Source organism: Variovorax trehalosi (genome assembly GCF_051216415.1).
Lineage (GTDB): Bacteria > Pseudomonadota > Gammaproteobacteria > Burkholderiales > Burkholderiaceae_C > Variovorax.
In genome coordinates this window covers 39,006-63,062 of record NZ_JBPJZG010000012.1, presented here as the reverse complement: position 1 = coordinate 63,062, position 24,057 = coordinate 39,006, and the positions used below count along the sequence as shown (strand labels likewise).

Genomic DNA, 24,057 nt, shown 5'->3' with positions numbered 1-24,057 from the left:
TGCGCGCGCACGACCCGACCGCTTCCAAAGCCACCTTCAGCACGAGACACCCCATGGAATCGCCACTCGGAACCGTCATCCTCTACGCCAGGGACATGCAGAAATCCGCGGCCTTCTATGCCCGGCATTTCGGCTTCGTCACCAGTGGCGAAGTCGTCGAAGGGCTGATCGAGCTGACGCATCCGGACGGCGGCGCGGGCATCCTGATCCATCAGGCCGCCAAGTCCGTGAAGCTTGGACAAGTGGGCGTGAAGCTGAGCTTTCATGTGAAGGATGTGAAAGCGTTTGCGGCGCAAGCGGCGCTTCAAGGCCTGGTGTTCGGCGCCGTGCATGAAGCCAACGGCTACGCATTCGCCAATGCGAAGGATCTCGACAAGAACTCGATCGGCATTTCGAGCAGGGCACATCGGGGCACCACGGTTTGACGCGACCGTGACATCCACCGACCTCCAGGGCTTCATCCTCACCCGCCATTGGCGGGATGCACCGACAGGCACGGAGATCGAGTACTGGCTCGCAACAGATGCCGGGCCGATCAAAGTGCTTCTGCCCTCCCAGACCTCCGTCGCATTCGTCGCAACCCGGCACAGGGCAGAGGCGCAAACGCACCTCGCGGCCATGCCGGGCGTGGAGGTCCGCGAGCTCGCGCTGAAGACCTTCCACCAGGAACCCGTCGTCGGTGTCTATGCGAAGCACTTCCGCCAGCTCGGTCGGCTGGCACGTGCCCTCCAGGCGCAGGGCATTCCCCTGCTCGAAGCCGATGTGCGCCCGCACGACCGCTACCTGATGGAACGCTTCATCACCGCCGGCGTGCTGGTGGAGGGTGGGCAGGCAGACCGCCGCTCCACCATCGTCGACTGCAGGCTCAAGCCCGCGCCCGAGTACCGGCCGGTGCTGAAGGTGGTGTCGCTGGACATCGAGACGAGCCAGCACGAGGCGCTCTATTCCATTGCGCTGGACGGCATGCAGGAGCGCGTCGTCTTCATGCTGGGCGAGCCGCCACGCGAATCGAGCGAGGCAAGTGAGCCAGCCGAGCCGATGGACTTCTCGCTCGTCTATTGCCCGACCCGCAAGGCCATGATCGAGAAGCTCAACGACTGGTTCGAGCGGAACGACCCGGACGTCCTCATCGGCTGGAACGTCATCCAGTTCGACCTGCGGGTGCTCCAGAAGACGGCCAACGAGTGCGGGGCGCAGCTCCTTCTGGGGCGGGAGCGCCGGCCCATCGAATGGCGCACGCATCCCGGCAAGCAGGGCTACCTGTTCGCACCCACGCCGGGCCGGGTGATCATCGATGGCATCGACGCACTCAAGGCGGCTGTGTGGAGCTTTCCTTCCTTCAGCCTCGAGACCGTCTCGCAAGCGCTGCTGGGCGAGGGCAAGGCCATCGGCGACGACTACGACAAGATGGCGGAGATCGAGCGGCGCTACCAGGAAGACAAGCCTGCGCTCGCGCTCTACAACATCCGCGACTGCGAGTTGGTCCTGCGCATCTTCGACAAGGCCAAGCTGCTGCAGTTCGTGATGGAGCGCGCCCAGACCACGGGCCTTCCGGCCGACCACTTCGGCGGCTCCATTGCCGCGTTCAGCCACCACTACCTGCCGCGGATGCATCGCCTGGGCTACGTGGCGCCGAATGTCGGCGAGATTGCGAGCAAGGCCTACCCCGGCGGCTACGTGATGGACTCGAAACCGGGGTTCTACGACTCCGTCGTGGTCCTGGACTACAAGAGCCTCTACCCCTCCATCATTCGGACCTTCCTTGTCGACCCCGTGGGCCTCGTGGAAGGCTCCGCTGCCGCCGACCCGGCGACAGCCGTCAAAGGGCCGCAGGGGACGGTGTTCTCGCGCGAAAAGCACTGCTTGCCGGAAATCGTGACCACGCTCTGGCGCGCGCGGGACGAGGCCAAGCGGGTAAAGAACGAGCCGCTGTCCCAGGCCCTGAAGCTGCTCATGAACTCCTTCGCCGGCGTGCTGGGCGCGACCGACTGCCGCTTCTTCAATCCCAAGCTGGTGTCCGCCATCACCCTTCGCGGCCACGAGATGATGAAGCTCACGCGCGAATTCGTGGAAAAGCGGGACTACGAGGTCATCTACGGCGACACCGACTCCATCTTCATCTGGCTCCGGCGCACCCACACCAACGAAGAAGCGCACGCCATCGCGGCCACCCTGGCCAGGGACATCAACGCGTGGTGGACGCACTCCCTTCGCGAGGCGCACGGCCTTGCGAACTTCCTCGAGATCGAGTTCGACACCCACTACAAGAAGTTCTTCATGCCGACCATCCGTGGCTCGGAGGTGGGCAGCAAGAAGCGGTACGCGGGCCTGAGCGTCGACGCCAAGGGCAAGGAGGAAATGGTCTACCGGGGCCTGGAGATGGCCCGCAGCGACTGGACCCCGCTGGCGCGCCAGTTTCAGGAGGGTCTGCTCTCGCGCATCTTTCACGACGAGCCTTACAAGGCGTTCGTGACGGACTATGCAGAGGCGCTGCTGGCGGGCGAGATGGACGACCTGCTCGTCTACCGCAAGCGCCTGCGCCACCGCCTCGATGCCTACCAGGTCAACGTACCGCCGCAGGTGCGGGCGGCGAGGGTGGCCGACGACTACAACGCCCGGGTCAACCGCCCGAAGCAATACCAGAACGGCGGCTGGATCCGCTACGTCATGACCCAGGGCGGGCCCGAGCCCATGGAGGCTCGCCAGTCGCGAATCGATTACGAGCACTACCTGAGCAAGCAGCTCCAGCCAATTGCCGACGCCATCCTCCTGCCGATCGGCGAGAGTTTCATGGCCTTGACGACGGCACAACAAGGTCTTTTCTAGCCAGGGCGGCCGGGTCCGGGCGCCATCGGAGCCACTAAATAGAAGCCCCCTTGCTTTGTTCCAGCAGATGGACGCCCAATCCGTATCAAGCGCTGGAGAAAAACCAAGATGTCCGCTGCCATGTTCGCCGCCCTGTTCTTCACGGTGGCCCTCCTCGTCACCACGGCCTACTTCATCATGGGCTCCATCCCGCTCCTCGTGCTCAAGCACGACACGCCACTCGACGCGCGCTTCGTGCGCGGCTTCTTCAACCTCTACTACGTCGGCGCATTCATCACGGCCAGCGCGACGGCGATCAGCTTTGCGCTCGCGGGTCGCTTCGGCATCGCGGTGGGTGCCGCGGCGCTGGCGGCAATGGCCATCGTGCTGCGCAAGAAGGTCATTCCCAAGATGGACGCGCTCGGGGAGCAGATCAAGTCCAACTACATGGACGCGATTCCGGGGTTCCGCAAAACGCACATCACCGCCATCCTGATCAACCTCGCCCAGCTCGTGGTGATCGTGTGGACGCTCATTGCGGTGAGCCGGCAGTAGCAGCAGTCGCAGCACCTCGTCGCAGCACGACCGGCGAGCCGCCTGCGGCCCGCGCCCTCAACTGGCCGCAGCCGCCGTCGACATCCTGCCCGGCCGAATCGCGCAGCTTCGTCAGGATGCCCCGCTCGTGCAGCGTGCGCGCAATCTGCTCGCAGCGCTCCCATGACGGCCGGCTGAACGCCACGCCATCCACCGCGTTGAACGGAATCATGTTCAGCACCCCGTACTTCCCCGAGAGCAGCTTGACGATGCCTTCGATCTCGTCTTCACCATCGTTCACCCCTTCGAGCAGCGCCCACTGGTACTGGATCGGATAGCCGCTGGCCCGCGCATAGCGCTCGCCCGCATCGACCAGCTCCTCGGGCGTCATGTTCGGCGCGCGCGGAAGGAGCGTCTTGCGCAGCCCGGCCTTGGTCGTATGCAGCGACAGGGCCAGCGCAGGCTTCACGCGCTCCTGCTGCAGCCGCTCGAACGCACGCGGATCGCCCACGGTGGAGAACACCAGGTTCTTGTGGCCGATGTTGCCCACCGTGCCGAGCAGTTCGATCGCCTCCATCACGTTGTCCAGGTTGTGGGCCGGTTCGCCCATGCCCATGAACACGACCTTGCGCACCGGCCGGCGCGTGCGCGCGAGCGCGACCTGCGCAATGATTTCTGCGCTGCCCACCTGGCGCAGCAATCCGTCCCGGCCCGTCATGCAGAACTGGCACCCCACGGCGCATCCAACCTGCGACGAGACGCACAAACCGTCGCGCGGCAGCAGCACGCTCTCCACGGTCTGGCCGTCCGCGAGGGCGACCAGCAGCCGCTCGGAGCCATCCGCGCCGGGGTGCACCGTGTGAATGCGCGCGAGCCCTGCCAGCTCGGCCTCGATGGCCGGCAGGGCCTCCATCAACGACGACGGAAAGAAGCTGTGCGGCAAGCGCCTGCCGCTGTTGCGCGGCAGCGCATGAGACCACAGCCGCAAGATGCGCTGCTCGTGGCTCGGACCCGCGCCGGCTTCGCGGAGGCGTCGTTTCAGTTCGTGGATGCGCATGGGCTGCGTTGGGGGATGGCTGGTGGTGAGGGCGTGCTGGAGGTGTCAGCGATCCGGTGCCCGATTTTCCACCAACCCCATCAAGCCGATTTTTCGACCTGCTCGACGGCGCGCCGCCCCGCGTTGGCAACCTGGGAGTGGGGATGCGCCGCGCACATCCTCGCAATCGGCGCGAGCGCCTGGCTCGGCCGCCGCGCGATCTCGATGGCCACGGCCTCGCCGAGATAGAAATCCTCATCCGTCGCAAGCCGCTCCAGCAGCGCGAGGTCGCTCAGGTCGAGCGAAGGGATCAGCGCGGTCACCACATCGGTCAGCGTGCCATCGTCGAGCAGGCGATGGACCAGGTCGCTCAACGCGGGCTGGTCGTTCGCCACCGGCGAGGCTTCGGGGTGAAAGTCGGAGACATCGTCCCCTTGCTCGGCGGCCTCCCGCGCCGCCGCCAGGAAGTCTTCGAGCGAATCGAAGACCACGCGGCTCTGCCTGTCGTGCGCCAGGTAGAGCACGCACCCTTCCAGCGGCACCCTGCCCAGCAACAGGTGGTGGTCGCTCGTGTCGGGGTCGTCGAGCACGAGGCCTTGCAGTTCGTCGACGATGGGCTGCCCGCTGAAGGCCTCGGTCAGTTCACTCGCGCCGTCCATCGGCAGCAAGCCGAGCGCGGAGAAAAGCGGATCGTCGATCGCGTCGAAGTATTCGTCTGGCGTCATGGCGTTGGCAATCTGTCGGGCGAGAACGGTTGCAGCGGATGCTGATGCAACGGCCTTAGCGGCGCTGCCTGAAACCGAACACCTCTTCCCAAGCCGCATCCGCGCCGCTGCGCTCCCACGCCGAGCCAACGGGCTTGTCCGTGATTTCAATCAACGTGGGGTCCATCTTGAGAAAGGAATTCAGGGGGCAGATTTTCGGCGGATTGTCATCGAGCACGCTTTGGCTCTCTTTGCCGCTGATAAAAATCCAGCCCGAATCATGTGGGTTGTTCGGCTTCACCCGGTAGGCAAAGCACACCGGCAATCGGTTCGGCCCCATGACCTCGTCCGACGCCAGGACCAGCGGGCCGAGCGCGGCGAACTTTTCTTCCCACGGCTCTTTCTTCTTTTTGAATGGCCACATGTCGATACCTCCTTCGGTTCAGTGTTTGATGCCCTTGACCCGCTCGATCAGCTTGCGCGCAAACCGCCCCAACGTCATCGGCCCCAGCCGGTGGCTCAGACGCGCCTTCTGCGCTTCCGACATCTGGGTGCTGAAGCGCCGCAGCGTGTCCCTGATCGTCGTGTACTCCTGCTCATGCAGGCCCAGCTTGCCCTGCGCCTCCGCGAGCCATTCGCTCGCGTTGATGACCCGCTCGCGCAGCTGCGCGTCGGTGCTGCCGCCAAAGCGGTCGATGAGCGTCTTGTAGACCTCGGCACGCCCCGCCTGGTCGCCTTGCTGGCCGCGCACGCTCGCCTTGTCGATCATCGCCTTGGCCACCCAGACCTGCAGCGCGACGTCCTTCGCATCGCCCTCCGTGCGGATGAGCCGCGCGTAGCTTTCCAGCGCGGCATCGGTGTCGCCTGTCTGCTTGTAGGTCAGGCCCTGGCAATAGATCGCACGCGCCACGCGCCGGCGAAGATCGATGACGTTGGAGCCGGCCCAGCGCGCGATGATGTCGCTGTAGACCGCCTGCTCTTCCTCATGCCGCCCGAGCTTGTCGAGTGCCGCGCTCTTGTAGCCCAGGCACAGCGCCACGCGCTCCTGGATGGACATCGACAGCTCTTCGCCGTAGCGCGTGTCCATCTCTTCCGCGCACGCGATCACGCGCTCCAGCTGGCCCAGCTGCTGCAGCATGTAGGTCTTGTTGGTCAGCGCGCGCGAGCACTGGTTGCGCAGCTCGGGGTGGCTGGCTTCGATGTGTTCGGCCAGCACCTGGTCGGTCAGCTCGATGCCCTCGCGTTGCTTGCCGGCTTCGCCGAGCTCGTAGCCGCGCGTGATCGTCTCGCGTATCTCGTCGAGCTTGTCCACGGGCAGGTCGGGGAAGTCGCCGCCGAAATCCGCGCCCGAAAGCTTGTCGAGCGTGACAAGGCAGGTCTGCCGGCTGGCAGCCGCCTTCGACAAGGTGTCGCGCATCGACTCCGAGGTGATGTTGCGAAAGCGCGCGACGATCTCGTCGTACACCACCAGCGCCTCCGCCGGGCGGTCCACGAGCTTGAGCAGCAGGTAGCCCTTGTTGAGCAGCGCGCTGGCCACGATCTGCAGCACCTGCGCGTCGCTCTCGTCGGCCGTGAGCGCGAGCAGGCGGTCGTAGGCCGCGATCGCTTCTTCAAAAGCCTCGGCTTCGCGCAGTTCGTGGGCATGGGAATACAGCGCATCGATCACTTGCCTGCGCAGCTCCGGCACCGCGTCGCGTCCGAAATCCGCGGCCAGCGCGTTCAGCATCGGCGCCTGCACATCGGCCGGCTCATTGCGCAGGGCCATGATCTGCAGGCGCGCGTGGACGGCCTCCTCGCGCAGCGCCTGGCTCGCGCTCGCATCGACGCCCGACGCAGCGGCCTCGTACAGCGCGATCGCTTCGTCGTTGCGGCCGGCCCCGCGCAGCACGCTGGCGCCGGCCATGGCCCCGCGCGTCGCGGTCAGCAGCAATGCGGCGTCGATCTCGCCGGTGTGCCTTCCGAAGCGCGCGTGCACCGCTTCGTACACGGCGGCGGCGTCTTCCGAACGGTCGATGTCGCGCAGCGCCTGGCCGCGCGCCATGCCGGCGCGCGCCACCCAGCGCCGCACCGGCGTGAGCGTCGATTCGCCGAAGCGGGCGTCGAATGCGTCGCAGATGGGCAGCACGTCTTCGGGCTCCTCCGCGTCGTAGGCGGTACGGCACATCACCTCGGCCATCAGCTCCTCGATGTCGGCACCGGTGTGATGGCCGAAACGCGCGATGAGCGCGCTGCGCAGCGCAGGGACTTCGTCGTCCCGCTCGAGGCGAAACAGCACATGCGTCTTCAGCGCCATCGCGCGGCAGGCGCGCAGCGCGACACCGGGCAACTCGTCGGCAAGGTGCGCGGCCAGCACGTCGTCGCAGGCCACCAGCGCCCGCGCGTATTCGCCGGCGTCGTCGAGCATGTCGGCGCGCAGGAACCCGGCGCGCGCATGCACTTCGCGCAGCGCCTCGCGCGGATCGCCGGCGTAGGCGGCGAGCACCTCGTCGAGCATCGGGATGGCCTCTTCGACGCGCCGGCCGGCCTCGGCCAGAACCATCGCCTGGTTGATGCGTGAATGGCCGACGCGCGCGGCCACGGACGGCTCGGGCGCGTAAGCCAGGTCGCGCCAGACGGCATCGAAGGCCTCGCGCGAGTCGGCCGGATAGTCCAGGTCGGCGAGCAGTTCACCGCGCCAGATGCGGGCGCGCGCCACGATCTCGCGCGTGGCCTCGGGCGCATCGTTGGCGTAGCGGCGAGCGATGTCTTCGCAGCTGCGCACCATATCGACCTTGGCGAACGCGCCGCCCAGCGAGCCGGCCACCACCGCGCGCTGGAAGGCCGCATGGGCCACCCAGGTGCGCACTTCGGGCGTGGTCGCGTCGGCAAAACGGCGCTCGACTTCTTCATACGCCCCGATCTCGGAATTGGCCTTGCCGACGGCGCGCCATGCCAGGCCCTTGGCGTTCAAGGCCTGCACGATCCAGAGCGCGCGGCCGGCGGGGGCGGCATCGGCATGTGCGATCAATGCATCGCAGAGCTCGACGCGCTCGGCATGCCGGCCGAGTTGGGCCAGTGCTTCGCCCTTGCGCAGCCAGGCTTCGTAGAGGTGCTCTTCGAGCAACGGGTCGTTGGCGGCATGCAGGCGGTCGATCACCTGCTCGGCTTCGGCGATGCTGGCCAGTGCTGCGGCTTCGACTGCGGTGGGGGTCAATCGGGGTCCTTCCCTTCTTGCGTGCTGGTGCTGCTGGGGCGGCACGCTGTGTGCCTGCTTGTTGCGGGCAGGGCGGACTTTAATGGAAGGCGGGTCGAGGGATGGGTAGGACGCTGGCGGCAGTTCGAACTCGCGGGACATCGGCCTCGCAGCGCCAGCAGACGCCCAACTTGAGGGGCATTGCGCCGACCGCGCACATTGCCCTCGCCTCGTGATGAGCGGGGCCGGGTTTGACAGCCCGCCCACATCTGCGACGAAAGCCGCAGTCACCGCACAGGGTCTGCGGCTCATCGCTGTATCGCTGGGCCTACTCCATGCACGCATTGAAGGCCAGTGCGAGTCATTGACGGGGTAGCAGCGACGTACAACCTTGGCACGTACAGTTGCGGGCATTTCGGCCCATCTGCGAAGGCAGTGCGACCGGCTACAGTCGTCCAGAACCGGCCGTTCACAGTGTCGGCACAGTGTGCGAACAGCGATTCGAGGAGATCAAATGACACCGGACGAGGAGAAGCTCTTAGGCACAAGTGCCGTGGGTGTGATTCATGCTTGTTAAATTGCGAACTCTGCGGAGAATGCGATGCGTCTATTCACCGTGATTACCTCGGCGCTCATTGGCTGTGCCCTGCTGACGTCATGCGCGCACCCAAAGCCGGAGCCGCTACCTGCGGACGCAGGAGTGAGCCCTGTGCAAGTTGCCGAGGCGACCGCCGCAAGATTGGAGGGACTTCCTGCAAAATACCTTGTCCCTGCGGGTCGATACTTGCCAGTGATGGGAGATGCACAAGGCGTGTACTTCGCTTGCCCTTCCGGACTTGTGATCCACGTTCAAGATAGAAATATTGACCAATACTCGCGCGTTGCTGGCGGAGTATTTCTACCCAAGAATGGCGCGCCGCCGAGGCTGTGGATCGTAGCGGCGGGAATGGCGGCGTCTCGCGGTGATCGCAACCTAGCTAGCGAAAAAGGTCGCCGGCTTGGCAACGATTGCTTTCAGGATGAAGAAAATGCACTTCTGGGCGGCCGGGGCGCGACGATTGTGACTACGGTAAATCGTGCTGGGCCAACAAACTCGCGCGTTATCACCGGCGACCTAATGGGCGGTTCAATTGCCGGAGCTATCGTGACTGCCATCATTAACGAGGGAGGCGTCGTTTTTCCTTCCATCTCAGGATGGGGGAAGTCTCTCATCATTGAGCATTGACCTCGCAATCTCAGAGAGTGTCGACTGGACAGTTCATGAGGCTTGACCTCTGCGCAAACTGCAGGGGTAGCGACGTCGCCTGAGCATTCAAACCTTGAACACCGTCCAAATGGGCTCGGTCCGCGTTCAGAGAGCTCTCGACGCGAAGTCCGCTTTTAGAACCGGCGAGTGGCAGCTTCGGGCCCGGTGCAGACATAGGCGTATCCCAATAGCAGTCATTCAGGCGGCGGCATCGTTGCGCGATGCTGACCTCTTGGCGTCAAGCTACTCCCGCCGAATCGACCGCACTAGCAGTTCTGCCGGCCACAGTGAAAAGTGTCCACACCCGCCAAATTTGGGGTCAGGCCCACGTAAAACGCCGGTGACGATGACCCTCTTTCCTTCCCAGCGTGTCAGCAGCTCAGCGTCCAGCACAGGGGTCTCCTCGTCCACCTCAAGCCATAGCTTTGAGCGTTCGCTCCGCTCGGCCCAGACCGCGTGTTCAAGAGATTGATTCTCGAATCTCCATGCCAGTAGCCCTACGACTTCTGTCAGCCTGCCATCGAAGGTCGGGAAGCGTTCAAGAATTGCGTTAACGGTGAGAGTCATTTGAACGTCTGTTTCTGGCCGACTGTAGCCGGTCGTATCGCCGTCGTGAACGGGCCCCGGGCGGGCATTGCGATTGCTTCGAAGCGGGCGTTCGACACTATCTCGCAGGCAAATTAATTTGAGCACTCTCCCGTCTGACCCTCCGTGTGGGCATCGATCCACGCGTCCAATGCGGGGCCGCTTCGCACAATTCCACGCGCCGTAAGCACGTGTAGGCCTGCGTCAAACCTCCACGGTTGGCCGCGGCCGCCGTTCTGCAGCAGCCATGCCGCCACGACGCCGGGGTCGTCCGATTCGAAGCGGCGCTTATCAAGAAACCAGTGCTCCTGAATAACGCGAAACTTCGCCATAGGTTGCCGCGTGAACTTGAAAACCGACAACATCGAAAGGCCTTATGCCGTTAGCTCTGGTTGCAGTGGAGTGTGGCGCATCAGAGATGCTCGGACGACCGAGCGCATTTGGCCGACTGTAGCCTGTCGCGCCGCCGTCGTGAACGGGCCCAAAGTGGACCGTCGATGCCACCGCCATCGCTATCAAATTGCGGGCGACATGAACGTAACTCGAAGAGTTGCTCCGTATTGAAGTGCCGCTTGGAGGATCTCCGGCGGCACATGAAAATCTGCCCAGTTGCGCGACGTTTGAATGCTGATGGCGAGCTCGACTGCACGGTATCTTCCCGGTATTACCTCGGCAATCCAACGGAGACTCGCGCTCACATCATCCAATTTGCAATCGACTACGCGATAGATTTCTCGGGGACTTGGACCCGGGGTGGCACCGCCCCTTGGATGAAGGAATTTTTCGCCAAACAGTTTGTATGCGGCATCGTGCAGACCACGCACCACGACCACATACGAAACGACATCCGCAACAGAACTGCTCATTTTCTTGGCACCTAGTTTCGTTCAATGCGGCCCGCTGTGAATGTCCGGTTGTGGCCGCTATGCGACCTCTATTCTGCTTTGTTGAAAGCAAGTGGTCGGTCGATCAGCTCAGCGGCGTTCACCGCCAGGGCGAACGCTTCTGCGGCGGCAAAGGTGTAGCTGAGCTCGTTGGAATCTGTCTCATGGTGTGCGCCATCGACCACCCGGACCATCGTCTGCTGAAGCTCATACCCATCAAGCGCGCTGCCGTGGCTGAACCATCGCTCGATGCCTTCCAGAGTGGCCTGGCGGTACATGGATGGAATCTGCGCTTCAGAGACCTCCCAGGCGTAAGCCATGCCCGGCTCCTCAGACGGCTCTATCCTCAAAACTACGCGGCCAAACCGATGCATGCCACCGGCTTGTCGGATGAAGCAACCTTCAGCTGTGACGGGACTCAAGAAGCGGAGGGGGCGCATGGTCATGAGAACTCTGGAACTGTCGGTGGGCATGGAGGCTCTGCCAGATTGCAGCCAGCCAAAAGGGCATCCTACAAGGGACAAAACTGGGAGCCCGTGACGAATGTCTGGTCCTGGCCGAATCGCGTCCGAAGTTGAGCATGGCTAGTTCTACTCAGCAACGAGCTTGGGATGCTTGCGAATGAGGTCGGGGAGCATCCATCGCGAGTCGTTGTGAATCGCAGCTTGAACCGACGCCAAGAATGTCAACAATCCGTCCCGCCCAGCCGACGTCGACTGCAGATTTGCTGTGAGGCTATCGAACGCTTCGCCAAAGCGGCGAAAGTCGTATACATCCAACTTATCTGCAACAAGCAAATCCATACCATATTCGTCGTGTGACTGAAGCACAGCCGAGAGGGCCGAGTTGTTTTCAACTGTTCTGCGCGAGCGGAGCTCTTTCGCGACCCATTCAAAGTCAATCGTCCGTAAGTCAAAAAAAGCGCCCGCGCTTATTGAAATGGTTCCTGCCATTGGCCCTCCAGGATGTCGAACGAATGCGGCGGTGCGCAGAAACGCAGCGACCGGCTGTCTCTAGCCGGATTTTGGCCGATGCCGCGAACGACTGGTTGTGGCCGACTGTAGCCGGTCGCATCCACCACATCAGGCGCGGACGTACGCATGAAGCATCGAATCAGCATTCCCATTGGGAGCGATGTGCAGCAAGATCACTTGCGGTAGTTCCACTGTTGCATGAATGGCAAGGTGTTTGCAGAAGTAGAAAACATCATCCAGTGGGTCACGGTCATGCCAGGTCGTCACGACAAAGCGGTCTTCCGGAATGTTCTCGAACGGAAATTGATCTATGTTCGCCCAGTCGACCGAGTCATCCCACAAAGTGCAGTCCCGACCCCAAGCCATCATGTAGAGGCAGCCAGAATTCACCAGCCAGTCGCTGACATCGGCGCGCCACTTGACGGAGACGTCTCCCTCGATGATCACGACCGCCCGAAAGGGAGCCAAGTGCCCAATGCTAGGCAGCGCGGCGCCAGGTTGCACATGGAAGTAGACCGGAAGTTCTGACATGAAACCCAATACTCTTGAGGACTTGATCTCATCTTGAACAACGAGCATTGCCCGCCGATGTGAGCGTCCGGTTGTGGCCGATGGCCGTCATCCTAACTAAGGCGCTAGGTGCCTGAGGGGGAGGAAATTTCAGGCATCGGCTTCGTCAGGCCGCACTCGTTCGATAGTCCACTGCTCTTCAGGACTCGTGCGAGTGGCCTGGAATCCGGGCGCAAGGTCGGCGAGTTGAACTATTGCAGGGTCGATTTCCAGAACATGGCCTAGACCAGCAAGCGCAACGTCTTCCAACTCGTCGCTGACTCCGTCCAGAAACTGCCATCCATGATCATCTTCATCATGTGAGACCAGCAGGATCGGCCTACTACGATCTAAGACGCTTTTAGAGAAGACCGTAGCGCAGTTTTGGGGCTGATCGAATGGCCATTTCATGATGTCGCTGGTATCTTCTGATATGTCTTTGGTTGCGCTAAATGACTGCTGCTGGCCGACTGTAGCCGGTCGCGCTTGCGTTGCGAACGGCCCACGCCAATCATCGTCGAGGGCGTAAAGCGGTCACCGAATACTTGGATGGTGGATCAAACCTTAGGATGGTTATCCGACTAGCAGCCAGAATTCGTATGCATCAGCAATGGCGTGTGCGAAGCTAGAAGCTTTCATCTCTTTGAGTGCGTGATGGTCAAAAAGACAACTGAACAGAAAAATGCAGAGGAGCGTCGCTACATTGCTGCCAGTGGTGCAGCCAATGCAGTTGAGCTTGAGCCCTTTTTGACTGACCCCAATCAAGCTATACGCGCCATGGCAGCCATGAACCCGGATGCAGACGCAGAGATTTTGGATCGTTTCGCGAACGACAAATTCTGGGGCGTACGAATGGAAGTGGTGCGCAATGCCAACGTCAACCAGGCCACCCTGCGCAGGCTGTTGGAGTCTGACACGCGCAAACGCGGAGTAGTGCACCACGCAGCGCGCGCGAAGCTGGAAGAGCGCGGCGTGAAATTTGGTGTTAATGGCATGCCGGAAGATGCGGTGTAGAAAATAACGCCGCGCTTTCCGAGCTCCTCTCGTTGTAGATGCGCCGCGAACGTCGGCCTCCACGCGAATTTGGCCACCTCGGCGAGTGTCTGGTTCTGGCCGAAGTCGGTGGTGAGTATCGGGGCACTCTACCCGTGTTCGCCTTCGACATTGGGGCTGTAGATGTCAACAGACAGAACGATCCCTCGCGTGCCAAGGGCGATCATTGTTGCAGGGGAAATTTCAACGCCCTCATTGCTACCGCTCATGAACCACCCGAAAAACAGATCGACTCGGAAGCGGCTCGAGAGGGCCTGCCAGACGCCAAGATCCGCGGTTGTGCGACGAAGTAGTTCAGAAACCTGCTGACCTAAGTTCTCAGGCTCGACGACCTCTGCGTCCAATCGCCGCATCCCAGATGTGCGCACGCCAACGCTACTTGGCAAATGCCACTCGTCCCCCTTAGCGTATGCCGCGGTCGGAAATGTTCTGAGGAGCCTGGTGATTTCGGCCGGTACGACATCGTCTCCGATGACTCGAAGCGAGGCCGCGGCGCGTTGAAGATGAGCCATTTGCGAAAGGTTTCAGCGGGTCGATGGAGCGCTTGCTGCCGAATCTTGCCGGTCAATCGTCGTGTGCGTTCGCACGGAAGACCTCACCGTTGTGCGCCAGCGACGGATGTCGGCTCTTGGCCGAATTCTGCAGAACAAGACTAGGTTAGGGTTTCATGGAATGGTTCAGCCGCGACTTGAAACTCATCCTCGTAAACAACATAGCCAGGTCGCTCACTACGCAGAATCTCAACCATCACATCGTGCGCTTCCAGCACCCGAGCCATCCCGTGCATCATGCTGATGTGCTGAGTTGCAGTGTCCTTGAACCAACTGAGTGCCACCTTCTTCGCGTGCGGTTTGGATGAGCGAGTGAAGCTCACGGGCTTGCGAAGATTTTTTCGGAACCAGTCACGAAGTTCGTTGTAGCGCTCAACTTCGTGCTCCAAGAGCAACCCTTGTGTCTCGAGTTCTCCGAGTGCCTGAAACAAGCCCTGCCTTCTGCCGGAGTCGATGTCGTTGCTGTGGATTACAAAGCGAATGAACATTTCGATAGGTTTGAGTGCTCGCGCCGAACGACTGGTCCGAGCCGCATTCTGCCTTTCCTGCTGAACCCGCAACAGGCGTCGAGGACCGGCGGGCTACGTGGAGCTCCCGCGATCCATGAGGTCCCACGCAAGGCCTGCAACCCAACCGATGCCCACCAACCATGCCCCGGCCTGAACCGTGTCGACGTCGCCCGGCGCGACCCAATGGACCACGACCGCGAGCGCTAACCCGACAAGGGCGCCAAGACAAGACCACGGTGAGACGAGCGCATCGAGCATTTGAGAAGTATGGGCGAATGTTTGATCCTGGCCGCATTCTGTCGTCGATGCTCACACAGCTTCACGACTTTCGCAGGTCGCTGCCAGGCCGCACTTGAAGTTCCAAAGCGGGCAGGCCCTTGGGCACGGCAATCGCGCTCCAGCCGATCACCTCGAGCCCTCGGGGCCGCCCGATTCGGCGACGGTCGATACAGCACTTCCGCCTTCAGGCGCCATCGCACGGCAGGCGCGCCTGAATGGCAGGCGGTCGCTCTACCTGCCGGAAGCGTAGTGGCGCACGAAGATGCGCGTTCCCGCGCTCGGCTCGAACTGCTGCCAGGCCAGCACCGCGTTGCCCAGTTCGTTCATGCCGACATCAGGCGTGTTCGCCGCTTCGTCGCTGGTCTCCTGCAGCGCCTGCGTACCCCAGCCTCCCGCCAGCGTGTGGCGGGATGTGTAGAGGTCGCCGGGGGCCTGCGTCCACGCGGCGATCGCGTTGCTCGCGTCGTCCACGCCCAGGCCGGGCAGGCTGGTGAGCGCTTGCGAAGCAGCCGCCCGCACCACTGTGTCCGTGCCGAATGCCGCGCCCGGTGCCGCGGTTGCAGCCATGAGCGCGTTGTCTTGCCGCCCCCAGCTCACCACCGCCGCACCGGCCGCGTTCACGCGCAGCACCGGTGTGCTCATCAAGGCCTGCGTCGACAGGAACGGGGCGCCCACGCGTGCCGTGCCGCCCTGCCATGCACCACCCGAGAAGCGCTTGAACCACACGGCGCTTTCCCACTGGTTGCTGCCGCCGGGCAGGTCGGCCTGGCCCCAGGCCAGCAGCGCGTTGCCGCCGGCGTCGATCGCCAGGTCGTGCGCGCCTATCGACTGCGAGGTGCCGGCATCGGGAACCAGCTCTGCCGCCGCGCCCCAGGTGCCGCCCGCGTTGGCGCTGTTGGTCCACAGCGATGAGCTGATGCCGGTGGAGCGCTTCCACACCGCCAGCGCTTCGCCCGAGCCCGCCACCACCACGGCCGGATCGCCGTTCACCACGCCCGAGACCTCGTCGGTCTCGATCAGTTCGGCCGTGCCCCAGCCACCCGATGGCGTGTAGCGATTGGCATAGATGCTGAAGCGCGTGGCCGGGCCGATCTGCGACCACACCGCCACCGCGTTGCCGTTGGCGTCGATGCCCGTGCTCGCGAAGCCGACCGTGCCGGCGCCCGTTTCCAGCAGCGCCGGTGCACCCCAACCGGTGGCCGGGTCGACCTGCAGCGCCCACATGTCGTAGGCGCCCGGCGAGCTCAGTTGCGTCCATGCCACCACGGCACGGCCGCTGTTCTTGTCGATGGCCACGCGAATGTCGCGCACGCTGCCGCTGTTGGCTTCCAGGCGCTGCGGCGCGCTCCAGCCGCCGCCCGGGCGGTAGAGACTGCCCCACAGCCTGTCGATCAACTGGCCGGCCTCGAGCTGGCGCCACACGAGCAGCGCGCGCCCTTGCGCATCGACCGCCACCTTCGGCTGGCTCGCGCCACCGGCGGACAGCGTGAGCGCATCGCCCCAGCCGACGACCGGCGGCGCGGCGACGAAGGTGGCCGTCACGGCGAGTGCGGAATCCATCCGCACGGTGCACACGCTCGCATTGCCGCTGCAAGCGCCTGCCCAACCACCGAGCACCTGCCCCGCCGCTGGCGAGGCCGTGAGCGTGACCTGCGTGCCCGCTGCGAAATCCGCGCCGCAGCTGTCGGCGCAGTCGATGCCCGCAGGTTGCGAGGCGACCCGGCCGCCACCGGTGATGGCGACGTCCAGCCGATGCGTCGCACCCGCGGGCGGCGGAAAGCCGATGGGCGGAAAAACGCCGCCACCGGAGCCGCCACCCCCACCGCCGCCGCAGGCCGTCAAAGCCATCAGGGCCACGGTCCACACACCAGCCATCCATCGCCTGCAAGTGCTCTTCTTCGTCATGTCTGTCATTCCTCGTTCCCTGACGCCGGGGGCCGGCGCCTTCTGTGCTCGTCCAAGAGGGCCGGATCGTAGGAAGGCAGGCCGTTGCAGGCCATAGCACCTTCGGGCACGTGTGCGCTCCTTTGCGCACCTGCCCTAAGGTGCTGTTTCGCTGCGGGCGGTGTCTGGCTAGGCTTGGTGTTCGAGCGCGAGTTCGTTCGCATCCCCTGAACCTCACACCGTTGCATGACACATTCACCGCCCCCTCTTCTCCTCGCACTGCTGATGGCCGCTGCGCTTGTCGGTGGGTGCGCCTCGACGGCGGTGACCGACGACGCCATCGTCACCAACACCTCGCGTGCGCTGGGCTTGCCGCCCTCCGCGTTCACCATCTCGAACCGCGCGGACAGCGGGGTTCAGACCACCTTCATCGCCAAGACCGACGGCGGACGCACCTACAACTGCTACGTCGAGGGCTCGGTGTCGGTGGTGGGGCGGGTGGTCAGCGATGCCATCTGCCAAGAGATGCGCCAGAGCGATGCCCCCGCGTCCGCACGCCGCTCCAACGCCAAGCCGAGCGGTCCCGCACCGGCACCGGCCTGCAACGCATTGCTGCGCGCCGCCGGCCGCTGCTGAGAGACCCGACCGATCCTGCGATGCGCGCGCCGCGCCAGCCCGCGTGGACAATGGCGCCCCACGAGGAGATGGCGCGGCCCGCCGGGCCCGCACCGAGGATCACCATGAAACTCCTGCTTGTCGACGATCACCCGCTGTTCGGCGTCGGCTTTGCGCATGCGCTCTCGCACGCGCGGCCCGACTTCGAGGTGGAGACCGCCCTGTCGCTCGGGCAGGGCGTGGAACGCGCCTCGCAATGCCCGCCCGACATCGTGCTCATCGACTACCGCCTGGGCGGCGAAGACGGCCTGGAGGGGCTGCGCCTCTTCGGTGTTCGGCATCCCCTGGTCTCCCGCCTGCTGATCTCGGGCGATGAAGAGCCGGCCCTGGCCGCGCGCGCACGTGCCGCGGGCGCGGCCGGCTTCATCGGCAAGTCGCAGCCGGTGGCGCGCATCGCCGCCGCGCTGGACGAAGTGGCCGCCGGCGGCGAGGCCTTCGATGTGCTGCAGCCGCGCGCCGGCCTCGTGGCTTCGGGCCTCACGCCGCGGCAGCTCGAAGTGCTGCTGCTGGTCGCCCAGGGCCGCCAGAACAAGCAGATCGCCGCCGAGCTGCAGATCGCGGAGCGCACCGTCAAGCTGCACATCACCGCCCTGCTCGATGCGATGGATGCGCGCAACCGCACCCACCTGCTGGTGCAGGCGCGGCGCGCGGGGTTGATGCTGGACTTGCGATGAGCGCCCCCGCGCCCCAATCCGCGCCCGCGCCCGAGACCGCGTCCGGCGTGCGCGGCTTCATCGCCTCGCGCCTGGCCTTCTCGGAGCTTCAGCTCCAGCAACTGGAGCAGATGATCCGCTCCACGCCCTGGGCGTGGATCCTGGCCGCGATGGCGGGGTTTCTTTGCTACATCGAATACGCCGACGGGCCCGACGGCCAGCGCGTGCGCGTGTGGTTCGTCGTCTACTGCGTCATCGTCGCCGTGCGCATGGGCATCTGGCTCGCGTGGGTGTTGCGGCCGGCGCTTCGCGCCAACCTGCCGGCCATGATGCTGCCCGTCATCGCCCTCACCCAGCTCATGGCCTTCTCGCTGGGCGCGCTGAGCGTGCTGCTGCGGCACGACGGGCCGGCGCAGGCCGAGGCCATTCTTCACATCACCATGGTCACGGTGTCCCTGGGCGGGGCGATCCGCATGGCCACCATCGGGCGGGCGTCTTACGTCTACGTGGCGCTCATCCTCGGCCCCCTGGTGCTGCGCGACATGTGGTTCGGCGGCAGCTACCAGATGGCCATGGCGTCGATCGTGTCGCTGATCGGCATCTACACGGTGCTGAGCGCCAGGCTGCTGTCGTCCGCGCTGCACGAGATCCAGGCGCAACGCCGGCGCAATGCCGAACTGGTGATTGCGCTCAGCGCCGAAAACGAACGCACCCACGCGGCCCGGCAAACCGCCGAGGAAGCCGTGGCCGCGCGCATGCGCTTCTTCGCCTCGGCCAACCACGACCTTCGCCAGCCGCTCAACGCGATGGCGCTGCTGGCGCAGACCGTGCACAACGTGAGCACCGAGCGGCATGTGAAAGAGATGTCGGAACAATTGGTGGCCTGCGCCGACGGCATGACCGACGTGGTGGACGACCTGCTCGACATCACCCGCGCCGACGCCGGCTCGCTCAGCCCGCTGTGGTCGTCCTTCGCCATCGACGAGCTGCTGGCCGAGTGCTGCCGACCGCACCAGGCCGTGGCCGCCGCGAAGGGGCTGCGCCTGGAGATCTCTGCCGGCCACGTGGCCGTGCGCAGCGACCGGGCCTTGCTGGCCAGGGTCGTCACCAACCTCCTGGCCAACGCCATTCGCTACACGCGCGAAGGGCAGGTGCGCATCGGCAGCCGCATCGCCGACGGCCGGCTGCGGCTGTCGGTGGAGGACACGGGCATCGGCATCGCTGCCGAGCACTTGCCGCAGGTTTTCGAGGAGTTCTTTCAGGTCGACAACCCGGCGGGCGACCGGCGCCTGGGCTACGGCCTGGGGCTGGCCACCGTCAAGCGATTGAGCGAGCTGCTGGACCTGCGGGTGACGGCGCACTCCGTGCCGGGGCAAGGCAGCGTGTTCGAGCTGCAGCTTCCGCTGGCCGATGCCGCCGTGGGCGAACGTGGGCATGAGGCCGCTCGCCCGGACGCATCGGCATCGGCATCGACCACGGCATTGGCGATGCGCATCCTGGTGGTCGACGACGACCAGAGTTCGCTGCAGGCGCTCGGCGGATTGCTCACTTCCTGGGGCATGGATGTGCGCTCGGCGAGCGACGTGCAGGGCGCCCTGGGCGTGCTTGAGCCAGGGCAGGCAGGAGCACATGGAGGCTTCAGGCCGCAAGCGCTGGTGGTGGACTTGCGGCTGGGGCCGCAGGTCAGCGGCATCCAGGCGATCGAGGACATTCGCTCGGCGCTGGGCGATGCCGAACTGCCCGCACTGATCGTCACCGGCGACGTGGGAGGCGACTATCTGGACGCGGCGCGCGCGGCGGGCCTGCCCGTCATCGTGAAGCCTGTGCGGCCTTCGCACCTTCGGGCGTTTTTGGGGCATGTGCAGGCGCTTGGGCGGTAGGGAGGGCCCCTGCCGACCCTCGAGGCACCGCTCGCGCCCCACACCTTGCAAGATCAAAAGCAGCCCAGCCACTTTGACGAGGGCCGCATTGCGATCAGCGCGGGTACCCCGGCAGCCTGTCAATCCAGCGAAACATTCGCCTTCTTGATCACATCCCCAAACCGCTGCGTCTCACTCGCCACAAACTGATCAAACTGCGGCCGCGTCGTCGGGAACGGCTCATAGCCGAAGCTCTTGAACTTCTCCAGCACATCGGGTTCCGCCAGCCCCATCTCGATGTCGCGCTTGATCTTCTCGGTCACCGAAGCGGGCAGGCCCTTCGGCACGGCGATCGCGTTCCAGCCGATCACCTCGAAGCCCTTGGGGCCGCCCGATTCGGCGACGGTCGGCACGTCGGGGAAGCCGGCGTTGCGTTGGGGCGCGGCCACGGCCAGAAAGCGCAGCTTGTTCGCGCGCTGCAGCGGGCCCGCGGTGGCGCTGCTGCCCAGCGCAAAGGCCAGTTCGCCCGTGGCGACCGACGTGTAGAGCTGCGTGGTTTCCTTGTAGATGATGTGTTCCATCTGCGTGCCGGTGGCCGACTCGAAGAGTTCCGAGCCCAGGTGCACCGGGTTGCCGACCGACCACGAGCCGTAGTCGAGCTTGCCGGGGTTGGCCTTGGCGTCGGCGATGAGGTCGCCCACGGTCTTGTACTTGCTGTTGGTGGCAACGGTGAAGAAGAAATACGTCTTGAAGAGCGGCAGCAGCGTGTCGAAGTCCTTGGCGCTGTCGTAGGGCAGCTTCTTGAAGAGCGCGGGGTACGCGGCCAAGTGCACGTTGTCCAGAACGATGATGTCGTGGCCGTCCTTGGCGCCGCGCTTGAAGGCGTCGATGGCGATGAAGCCGTTGCCGCCCGGGCGGTTCTCGACCACCACCGGTTGGCCCCAGGCGCGCGAGAGCTTGTCGGCCACGAGGCGGGCCACGCCGTCGGGGCCGCCGCCCACCGGGAACGGCGTGATGATGCGCACGGGCTTGGTGGGGAAGGCGGCCTGCGCCGATGCGGTGGCGGGTGCCAGCGCGGCGGTGGCCAGCGCGAGTGCTGCCGCCACGCCGATGGCGCGACGCGTTGTGTTGGTGTTCTTCATCTCTCTGATCCTCTTCTTTCGGTTCTCTTGGTTTGAAACTTGTTCTCTGCCCGTGCGATGCGGGCTGCGCGGCGACTGCGTGACTGCTGCTGCTACTGCGCCGTCGCGCCCGAGCTCTTGACGATCCCCGCCCACTTCACGCTCTCCCGCGAGATGAGCGCTGCGTACTCGGCAGGCCCGCCGAGCAGAGGCACGGCGCCTTCCACGTCGAGGCGCGACTGGAATTCTTTGTCCCCTGCCACCTTGAGCATCTGCGCCGCCAGCGCCTTGACGAGCGCATCGGGCGTGCCGCGCGGCGCGAGGAGGCCGTAGGTGAGCGTGCTCTCGAAGCCCGCGAGTTCGCGCAGGCCCGACTCGGCCACGGTGGGCACGTCGGGCAGCGACGGCAGGCGCTTGTCGCCGGTGACGGCAATGGCGCGCAGCCGTCCGCTTTTCACGAGCGCGAGCGCGGGCGGGATGACGCTGAACATCATCTGCACCTGCCCGCCCGCGAGGTCGGTGAGCGCGGGGTTGGTGCCTTTGTAGGGAATGTGATTGAGCCTGGTGCCGGTGCGCTGCGCGAAGAGCTCGCCGGTCAGGTGGCCGCCGGTGCCGCTGCCGCTCGATGCGTAGTCGAGCAGGCCCGGTCGCGCGTTGGCTTCGGCCACGAGGTCGGCCACGCTGCGCACCTTCGATGCGGCGGGCACCACGAGCACGAGCGCGGACGAGGCGAACATCGCGACGGGCACGAGGTCCTTGCGCGCATCGAACTTCAGGCTCTTGTAGAGCGCGGGGTTGATCGACACGGTGCCGGTGTGCCCGAGCAGCAGCGTGCTGCCGTCGGGCGTGCTGCGCACGACCTGCTCGGTGCCGAGGTTGCCGCCCGCGCCGGGCTTGTTGTCGACGATGACGCCCGACTTGCGCAGCTCGCCCAGGCCCTTGGCCATCTGCCGCGCGAACACGTCGTTGCCGCCGCCGGCCGCAAAGGGCACGACGATGCGAATCGGCTTGTTGCCGGCATCGCTCTGCGCGTAGGCGGGCAGGCCCGCTCCCGCGAGCAGGCCCAGCAGCACCAACAGCTCGCGTCGGGCGAGACGCATCAGACGCGTTCCAGGATCACGGCAATGCCCTGCCCCACGCCGATGCACATCGTGCACAGCGCGTAGCGGCCGCCGCCCTTGTGCAGCTGGTTCACCGCGGTGGTGGCCAGGCGTGCGCCGCTCGCGCCGAGCGGGTGGCCGAGCGCGATGGCGCCGCCGTTGATGTTCACGCGCGCGTCGTCGTCCTTCAGGCCCAGGAGGCGCAGCACGGCGAGGCCTTGCGCCGCGAAGGCTTCGTTGAGTTCGATGACGTCGATCTGGTCGAGCGTGAGGCCGGTGAGCGCCAGCACCTTTTGCGTGGCGGGCGCGGGGCCGATGCCCATCACGCGCGGCGCGACGCCGGCGGTGGCCATGCCGACGACGCGGGCGCGCGGCGTGAGGCCATGTTTTGCGGCGCTGGCTTCGTCAGCCAAGAGCAGCGCGCAGGCGCCGTCGTTCACGCCGCTGGCATTGCCGGCCGTGACGGTGCCGTCGGGGCGCACCACGCCCTTGAGCTTGGCGAGGGATTCGAGGCTGGTTTCGCGCGGGTGCTCGTCCTTGTTGACGATGATCGCGTCGCCCTTTTTCTGGGGCACGGTCACGGGCACGATCTCGGCATCGAAGAAGCCGGACTTCTGCGAGGCCACGGCGCGCAGCTGCGAGTTGAGCGCCATCAGGTCTTGCGCTTCGCGCTCGATCTTGTAGTCGGTGGCCACGTTCTCGGCCGTCTCGGGCATGGAGTCGACGCCGTACTGCGCCTTCATGAGCTTGTTGACGAAGCGCCAGCCGATGGTGGTGTCGTACACCGCGTTGTTGCGGCTGAAGGCGCTCTCGGCCTTGGGCATGACGAAGGGCGCGCGGCTCATGCTTTCCACACCGCCGGCGATCATGAGGCCGGCTTCACCGGCGCGGATGGCGCGGGCCGCGGTGCCCACGGCATCGAGGCCCGAACCGCACAGGCGGTTGATGGTGCCGCCGCCGATTTCGAGCGGCAGGCCCGCGAGCAGCGCCGACATGCGCGCGACGTTGCGGTTGTCTTCGCCGGCCTGGTTGGCGCAGCCGTAGAGCACGTCGCTCACGGCTTGCCAGTCGACGTTCTTGTTGCGTTCCATCAGCGCCTTGAGCGGCACGGCGCCCAGGTCGTCGGTGCGCACGCTGCTGAGCGAGCCGCCGTAGCGGCCGAAGGGGGTGCGAACGGCGTCGCAGATGAAGGCTTGGTTGGTCATGTCGTGTGTCTCTTGTGGATTGGATGGATCACGCTGCTCAGTTCGAGATGGGCAAGCCGACGAGCTTCTCGAGTTCTTCGCGCGTGAGCCCTTCGACGAGGTCGACGAGCTTCAAACCCTGCGGCGTGCATTCGAGCGTGGCGAGGTCGGAGTACACGCGCTTGACGCAGCCGATGCCGGTCAGCGGATAGGTGCACTCCTGCACCAGTTTGCTCGTGCCCTGCTTGGTGAGCAGATCCATCATCACCCACGTCTGCTTCGCACCGATGGCGAGGTCCATCGCGCCGCCGACGGCAGGAATGGCGTCTTTCTCGCCGGTGTGCCAGTTGGCGAGGTCGCCGGTGGCCGAGACCTGGAACGCGCCGAGCACGCAGATGTCGAGGTGGCCGCCGCGCATCATCGCGAAGCTGTCGGCGTGGTGAAAGAACGAGCCGCCCGGCAGCAGCGTGACGGGCTGCTTGCCGGCGTTGATGAGGTCGTAGTCTTCTTCGCCGGCCTCGGGCGCGGGGCCCATGCCGAGGATGCCGTTCTCGCTCTGCAGGATGACTTCGCGGCCCTGCGGCAAGTGGTTGGCCACGAGCGTGGGCTGGCCGATGCCGAGGTTGACGACGGCGCCGTCGAAGATGTCTTGCGCGACGCGTGCTGCGAGCTGGTCTTTGGTGCGACGTGTGTATGCCAT

25 protein-coding genes are annotated in these 24,057 nt (G+C 65.0%); 8 read left to right on the top strand and 17 right to left on the bottom strand.

Going from position 1 to position 24,057, the window contains the following annotated elements:
* The first annotated feature begins 53 nt into the window (after positions 1-53).
* The 3 genes from ACSFA7_RS31620 (at position 54) to ACSFA7_RS31610 (ending at position 3,360) form a co-directional block, all read left to right on the top strand.
* A complete protein-coding gene (locus ACSFA7_RS31620) occupies positions 54-425 on the top strand; it encodes a VOC family protein (protein ID WP_435503013.1) in 372 nt (123 codons plus the stop codon).
* 7 nt (positions 426-432) lie between these two features.
* On the top strand, positions 433-2,826 hold the full coding sequence (locus tag ACSFA7_RS31615) for a DNA polymerase II (RefSeq protein WP_435503012.1): 2,394 nt from the start codon (positions 433-435) through the stop codon (positions 2,824-2,826).
* 108 nt (positions 2,827-2,934) lie between these two features.
* Positions 2,935-3,360, top strand: coding sequence for a hypothetical protein (locus tag ACSFA7_RS31610; protein WP_435503011.1), 426 nt, complete (start codon positions 2,935-2,937; stop codon positions 3,358-3,360).
* On the opposite strand, the gene ACSFA7_RS31605 is transcribed toward ACSFA7_RS31610, so the two are convergent.
* From ACSFA7_RS31605 to ACSFA7_RS31590, 4 genes are all read right to left on the bottom strand, one after another.
* Entirely contained in the window at positions 3,338-4,396 is a 1,059-nt protein-coding gene (locus ACSFA7_RS31605) for an RNA methyltransferase (RefSeq protein ID WP_435503010.1), read from the bottom strand. The two genes, ACSFA7_RS31610 and ACSFA7_RS31605, sit on opposite strands and share 23 nt — an antisense overlap.
* Before the next feature lie 80 nt (positions 4,397-4,476).
* The gene (locus ACSFA7_RS31600) at positions 4,477-5,100 is read right to left on the bottom strand and encodes a hypothetical protein (protein ID WP_435503009.1); all 624 of its coding nucleotides are present in this window, start codon (positions 5,098-5,100) and stop codon (positions 4,477-4,479) included.
* Between the two features lie 55 nt (positions 5,101-5,155).
* Positions 5,156-5,503: an immunity protein Imm33 domain-containing protein gene (locus ACSFA7_RS31595; protein ID WP_435503008.1), complete on the bottom strand. Its 348-nt coding sequence runs from the start codon at positions 5,501-5,503 to the stop codon at positions 5,156-5,158.
* Between the two features lie 18 nt (positions 5,504-5,521).
* Complete coding sequence (locus ACSFA7_RS31590; protein WP_435503007.1) at positions 5,522-8,272, bottom strand: tetratricopeptide repeat protein; 2,751 nt, start codon at positions 8,270-8,272, stop codon at positions 5,522-5,524.
* Between the two features lie 580 nt (positions 8,273-8,852).
* Here ACSFA7_RS31590 and ACSFA7_RS31585 point away from each other — a divergent pair.
* Positions 8,853-9,476, top strand: coding sequence for a hypothetical protein (locus ACSFA7_RS31585; protein WP_435503006.1), 624 nt, complete (start codon positions 8,853-8,855; stop codon positions 9,474-9,476).
* Between the two features lie 264 nt (positions 9,477-9,740).
* Here ACSFA7_RS31585 and ACSFA7_RS31580 read toward each other — a convergent pair whose 3' ends face one another.
* The 6 genes from ACSFA7_RS31580 to ACSFA7_RS31555 form a co-directional block, all read right to left on the bottom strand.
* Positions 9,741-10,064, bottom strand: a complete 324-nt coding sequence (locus ACSFA7_RS31580; RefSeq protein WP_435503005.1) for a hypothetical protein — start codon at positions 10,062-10,064, stop codon at positions 9,741-9,743.
* Positions 10,065-10,597: 533 nt separating this feature from the next.
* Positions 10,598-10,948 (bottom strand): hypothetical protein, encoded by a 351-nt coding sequence (locus ACSFA7_RS31575; protein ID WP_435503004.1) that lies wholly within the window; start codon positions 10,946-10,948, stop codon positions 10,598-10,600.
* 68 nt (positions 10,949-11,016) lie between these two features.
* Positions 11,017-11,406, bottom strand: coding sequence for a hypothetical protein (locus ACSFA7_RS31570; protein ID WP_435503090.1), 390 nt, complete (start codon positions 11,404-11,406; stop codon positions 11,017-11,019).
* A 150-nt stretch (positions 11,407-11,556) separates the two neighbouring features.
* Positions 11,557-11,919: a hypothetical protein gene (locus tag ACSFA7_RS31565; protein ID WP_435503003.1), complete on the bottom strand. Its 363-nt coding sequence runs from the start codon at positions 11,917-11,919 to the stop codon at positions 11,557-11,559.
* A gap of 129 nt (positions 11,920-12,048) precedes the next feature.
* Entirely contained in the window at positions 12,049-12,471 is a 423-nt protein-coding gene (locus ACSFA7_RS31560; protein WP_435503002.1) for a DUF7684 family protein, read from the bottom strand.
* A 129-nt stretch (positions 12,472-12,600) separates the two neighbouring features.
* Positions 12,601-12,900 (bottom strand): hypothetical protein, encoded by a 300-nt coding sequence (locus ACSFA7_RS31555; RefSeq protein ID WP_435503001.1) that lies wholly within the window; start codon positions 12,898-12,900, stop codon positions 12,601-12,603.
* A gap of 243 nt (positions 12,901-13,143) precedes the next feature.
* Between ACSFA7_RS31555 and ACSFA7_RS31550 the strand changes: the two genes are divergently transcribed.
* Entirely contained in the window at positions 13,144-13,503 is a 360-nt protein-coding gene (locus ACSFA7_RS31550) for a hypothetical protein (protein WP_435503000.1), read from the top strand.
* A gap of 128 nt (positions 13,504-13,631) precedes the next feature.
* Here ACSFA7_RS31550 and ACSFA7_RS31545 read toward each other — a convergent pair whose 3' ends face one another.
* From ACSFA7_RS31545 to ACSFA7_RS31535, 3 genes are all read right to left on the bottom strand, one after another.
* Entirely contained in the window at positions 13,632-14,054 is a 423-nt protein-coding gene (locus tag ACSFA7_RS31545; protein ID WP_435502999.1) for a DUF4279 domain-containing protein, read from the bottom strand.
* A gap of 140 nt (positions 14,055-14,194) precedes the next feature.
* Complete coding sequence (locus ACSFA7_RS31540; RefSeq protein WP_435502998.1) at positions 14,195-14,581, bottom strand: hypothetical protein; 387 nt, start codon at positions 14,579-14,581, stop codon at positions 14,195-14,197.
* A 531-nt stretch (positions 14,582-15,112) separates the two neighbouring features.
* A complete protein-coding gene (locus ACSFA7_RS31535) occupies positions 15,113-16,786 on the bottom strand; it encodes an InlB B-repeat-containing protein (protein WP_435502997.1) in 1,674 nt (557 codons plus the stop codon).
* 225 nt (positions 16,787-17,011) lie between these two features.
* Here ACSFA7_RS31535 and ACSFA7_RS31530 point away from each other — a divergent pair, with 225 nt between their 5' ends.
* The 3 genes from ACSFA7_RS31530 to ACSFA7_RS31520 all read left to right on the top strand — a co-directional run bounded on the left by ACSFA7_RS31530 (position 17,012) and on the right by ACSFA7_RS31520 (position 19,973).
* Positions 17,012-17,401, top strand: a complete 390-nt coding sequence (locus ACSFA7_RS31530; protein ID WP_435502996.1) for a hypothetical protein — start codon at positions 17,012-17,014, stop codon at positions 17,399-17,401.
* A gap of 104 nt (positions 17,402-17,505) precedes the next feature.
* Complete coding sequence (locus ACSFA7_RS31525; RefSeq protein WP_013543490.1) at positions 17,506-18,114, top strand: response regulator transcription factor; 609 nt, start codon at positions 17,506-17,508, stop codon at positions 18,112-18,114.
* The gene (locus ACSFA7_RS31520) at positions 18,111-19,973 is read left to right on the top strand and encodes a sensor histidine kinase (RefSeq protein ID WP_435502995.1); all 1,863 of its coding nucleotides are present in this window, start codon (positions 18,111-18,113) and stop codon (positions 19,971-19,973) included. The genes ACSFA7_RS31525 and ACSFA7_RS31520 overlap by 4 nt, the downstream gene beginning before the upstream one ends.
* Positions 19,974-20,092: 119 nt before the next feature.
* Here the strand turns inward: ACSFA7_RS31520 and ACSFA7_RS31515 are convergent, their stop codons facing one another.
* From ACSFA7_RS31515 to ACSFA7_RS31500, 4 genes are all read right to left on the bottom strand, one after another.
* On the bottom strand, positions 20,093-21,094 hold the full coding sequence (locus tag ACSFA7_RS31515) for a Bug family tripartite tricarboxylate transporter substrate binding protein (protein WP_435502994.1): 1,002 nt from the start codon (positions 21,092-21,094) through the stop codon (positions 20,093-20,095).
* Between the two features lie 92 nt (positions 21,095-21,186).
* Positions 21,187-22,173 carry a Bug family tripartite tricarboxylate transporter substrate binding protein gene (locus ACSFA7_RS31510; protein ID WP_435502993.1) on the bottom strand — a complete coding sequence of 329 codons (987 nt, stop codon included), beginning with the start codon at positions 22,171-22,173 and terminating at the stop codon, positions 21,187-21,189.
* The gene (gene pcaF / locus ACSFA7_RS31505; RefSeq protein WP_435502992.1) at positions 22,173-23,378 is read right to left on the bottom strand and encodes a 3-oxoadipyl-CoA thiolase; all 1,206 of its coding nucleotides are present in this window, start codon (positions 23,376-23,378) and stop codon (positions 22,173-22,175) included. Before pcaF ends, ACSFA7_RS31510 begins: the two co-directional genes overlap by 1 nt.
* A gap of 37 nt (positions 23,379-23,415) precedes the next feature.
* Positions 23,416-24,057, bottom strand: a complete 642-nt coding sequence (locus ACSFA7_RS31500; protein WP_435502991.1) for a 3-oxoacid CoA-transferase subunit B — start codon at positions 24,055-24,057, stop codon at positions 23,416-23,418.

Bases quoted from the DNA above. Each gene is read 5' to 3' on its own strand.
- ACSFA7_RS31620 (WP_435503013.1), top strand. From the start codon at position 54: ATGGAATCGCCACTCGGAACCGTCATCCTCTACGCCAGGGACATGCAG.
- ACSFA7_RS31610 (WP_435503011.1), top strand. From the start codon at position 2,935: ATGTCCGCTGCCATGTTCGCCGCCCTGTTCTTCACGGTGGCCCTCCTC.
- ACSFA7_RS31605 (WP_435503010.1), bottom strand. From the start codon at position 4,396: ATGCGCATCCACGAACTGAAACGACGCCTCCGCGAAGCCGGCGCGGGT.
- ACSFA7_RS31600 (WP_435503009.1), bottom strand. From the start codon at position 5,100: ATGACGCCAGACGAATACTTCGACGCGATCGACGATCCGCTTTTCTCC.
- ACSFA7_RS31595 (WP_435503008.1), bottom strand. From the start codon at position 5,503: ATGTGGCCATTCAAAAAGAAGAAAGAGCCGTGGGAAGAAAAGTTCGCC.
- ACSFA7_RS31585 (WP_435503006.1), top strand. From the start codon at position 8,853: ATGCGTCTATTCACCGTGATTACCTCGGCGCTCATTGGCTGTGCCCTG.
- ACSFA7_RS31580 (WP_435503005.1), bottom strand. From the start codon at position 10,064: ATGACTCTCACCGTTAACGCAATTCTTGAACGCTTCCCGACCTTCGAT.
- ACSFA7_RS31575 (WP_435503004.1), bottom strand. From the start codon at position 10,948: ATGAGCAGTTCTGTTGCGGATGTCGTTTCGTATGTGGTCGTGGTGCGT.
- ACSFA7_RS31570 (WP_435503090.1), bottom strand. From the start codon at position 11,406: ATGCGCCCCCTCCGCTTCTTGAGTCCCGTCACAGCTGAAGGTTGCTTC.
- ACSFA7_RS31565 (WP_435503003.1), bottom strand. From the start codon at position 11,919: ATGGCAGGAACCATTTCAATAAGCGCGGGCGCTTTTTTTGACTTACGG.
- ACSFA7_RS31560 (WP_435503002.1), bottom strand. From the start codon at position 12,471: ATGTCAGAACTTCCGGTCTACTTCCATGTGCAACCTGGCGCCGCGCTG.
- ACSFA7_RS31555 (WP_435503001.1), bottom strand. From the start codon at position 12,900: ATGAAATGGCCATTCGATCAGCCCCAAAACTGCGCTACGGTCTTCTCT.
- ACSFA7_RS31550 (WP_435503000.1), top strand. From the start codon at position 13,144: ATGGTCAAAAAGACAACTGAACAGAAAAATGCAGAGGAGCGTCGCTAC.
- ACSFA7_RS31545 (WP_435502999.1), bottom strand. From the start codon at position 14,054: ATGGCTCATCTTCAACGCGCCGCGGCCTCGCTTCGAGTCATCGGAGAC.
- ACSFA7_RS31540 (WP_435502998.1), bottom strand. From the start codon at position 14,581: ATGTTCATTCGCTTTGTAATCCACAGCAACGACATCGACTCCGGCAGA.
- ACSFA7_RS31535 (WP_435502997.1), bottom strand. From the start codon at position 16,786: ATGACGAAGAAGAGCACTTGCAGGCGATGGATGGCTGGTGTGTGGACC.
- ACSFA7_RS31530 (WP_435502996.1), top strand. From the start codon at position 17,012: ATGACACATTCACCGCCCCCTCTTCTCCTCGCACTGCTGATGGCCGCT.
- ACSFA7_RS31525 (WP_013543490.1), top strand. From the start codon at position 17,506: ATGAAACTCCTGCTTGTCGACGATCACCCGCTGTTCGGCGTCGGCTTT.
- ACSFA7_RS31520 (WP_435502995.1), top strand. From the start codon at position 18,111: ATGAGCGCCCCCGCGCCCCAATCCGCGCCCGCGCCCGAGACCGCGTCC.
- ACSFA7_RS31515 (WP_435502994.1), bottom strand. From the start codon at position 21,094: ATGAAGAACACCAACACAACGCGTCGCGCCATCGGCGTGGCGGCAGCA.
- ACSFA7_RS31510 (WP_435502993.1), bottom strand. From the start codon at position 22,173: ATGCGTCTCGCCCGACGCGAGCTGTTGGTGCTGCTGGGCCTGCTCGCG.
- pcaF (WP_435502992.1), bottom strand. From the start codon at position 23,378: ATGACCAACCAAGCCTTCATCTGCGACGCCGTTCGCACCCCCTTCGGC.
- ACSFA7_RS31500 (WP_435502991.1), bottom strand. From the start codon at position 24,057: ATGGCATACACACGTCGCACCAAAGACCAGCTCGCAGCACGCGTCGCG.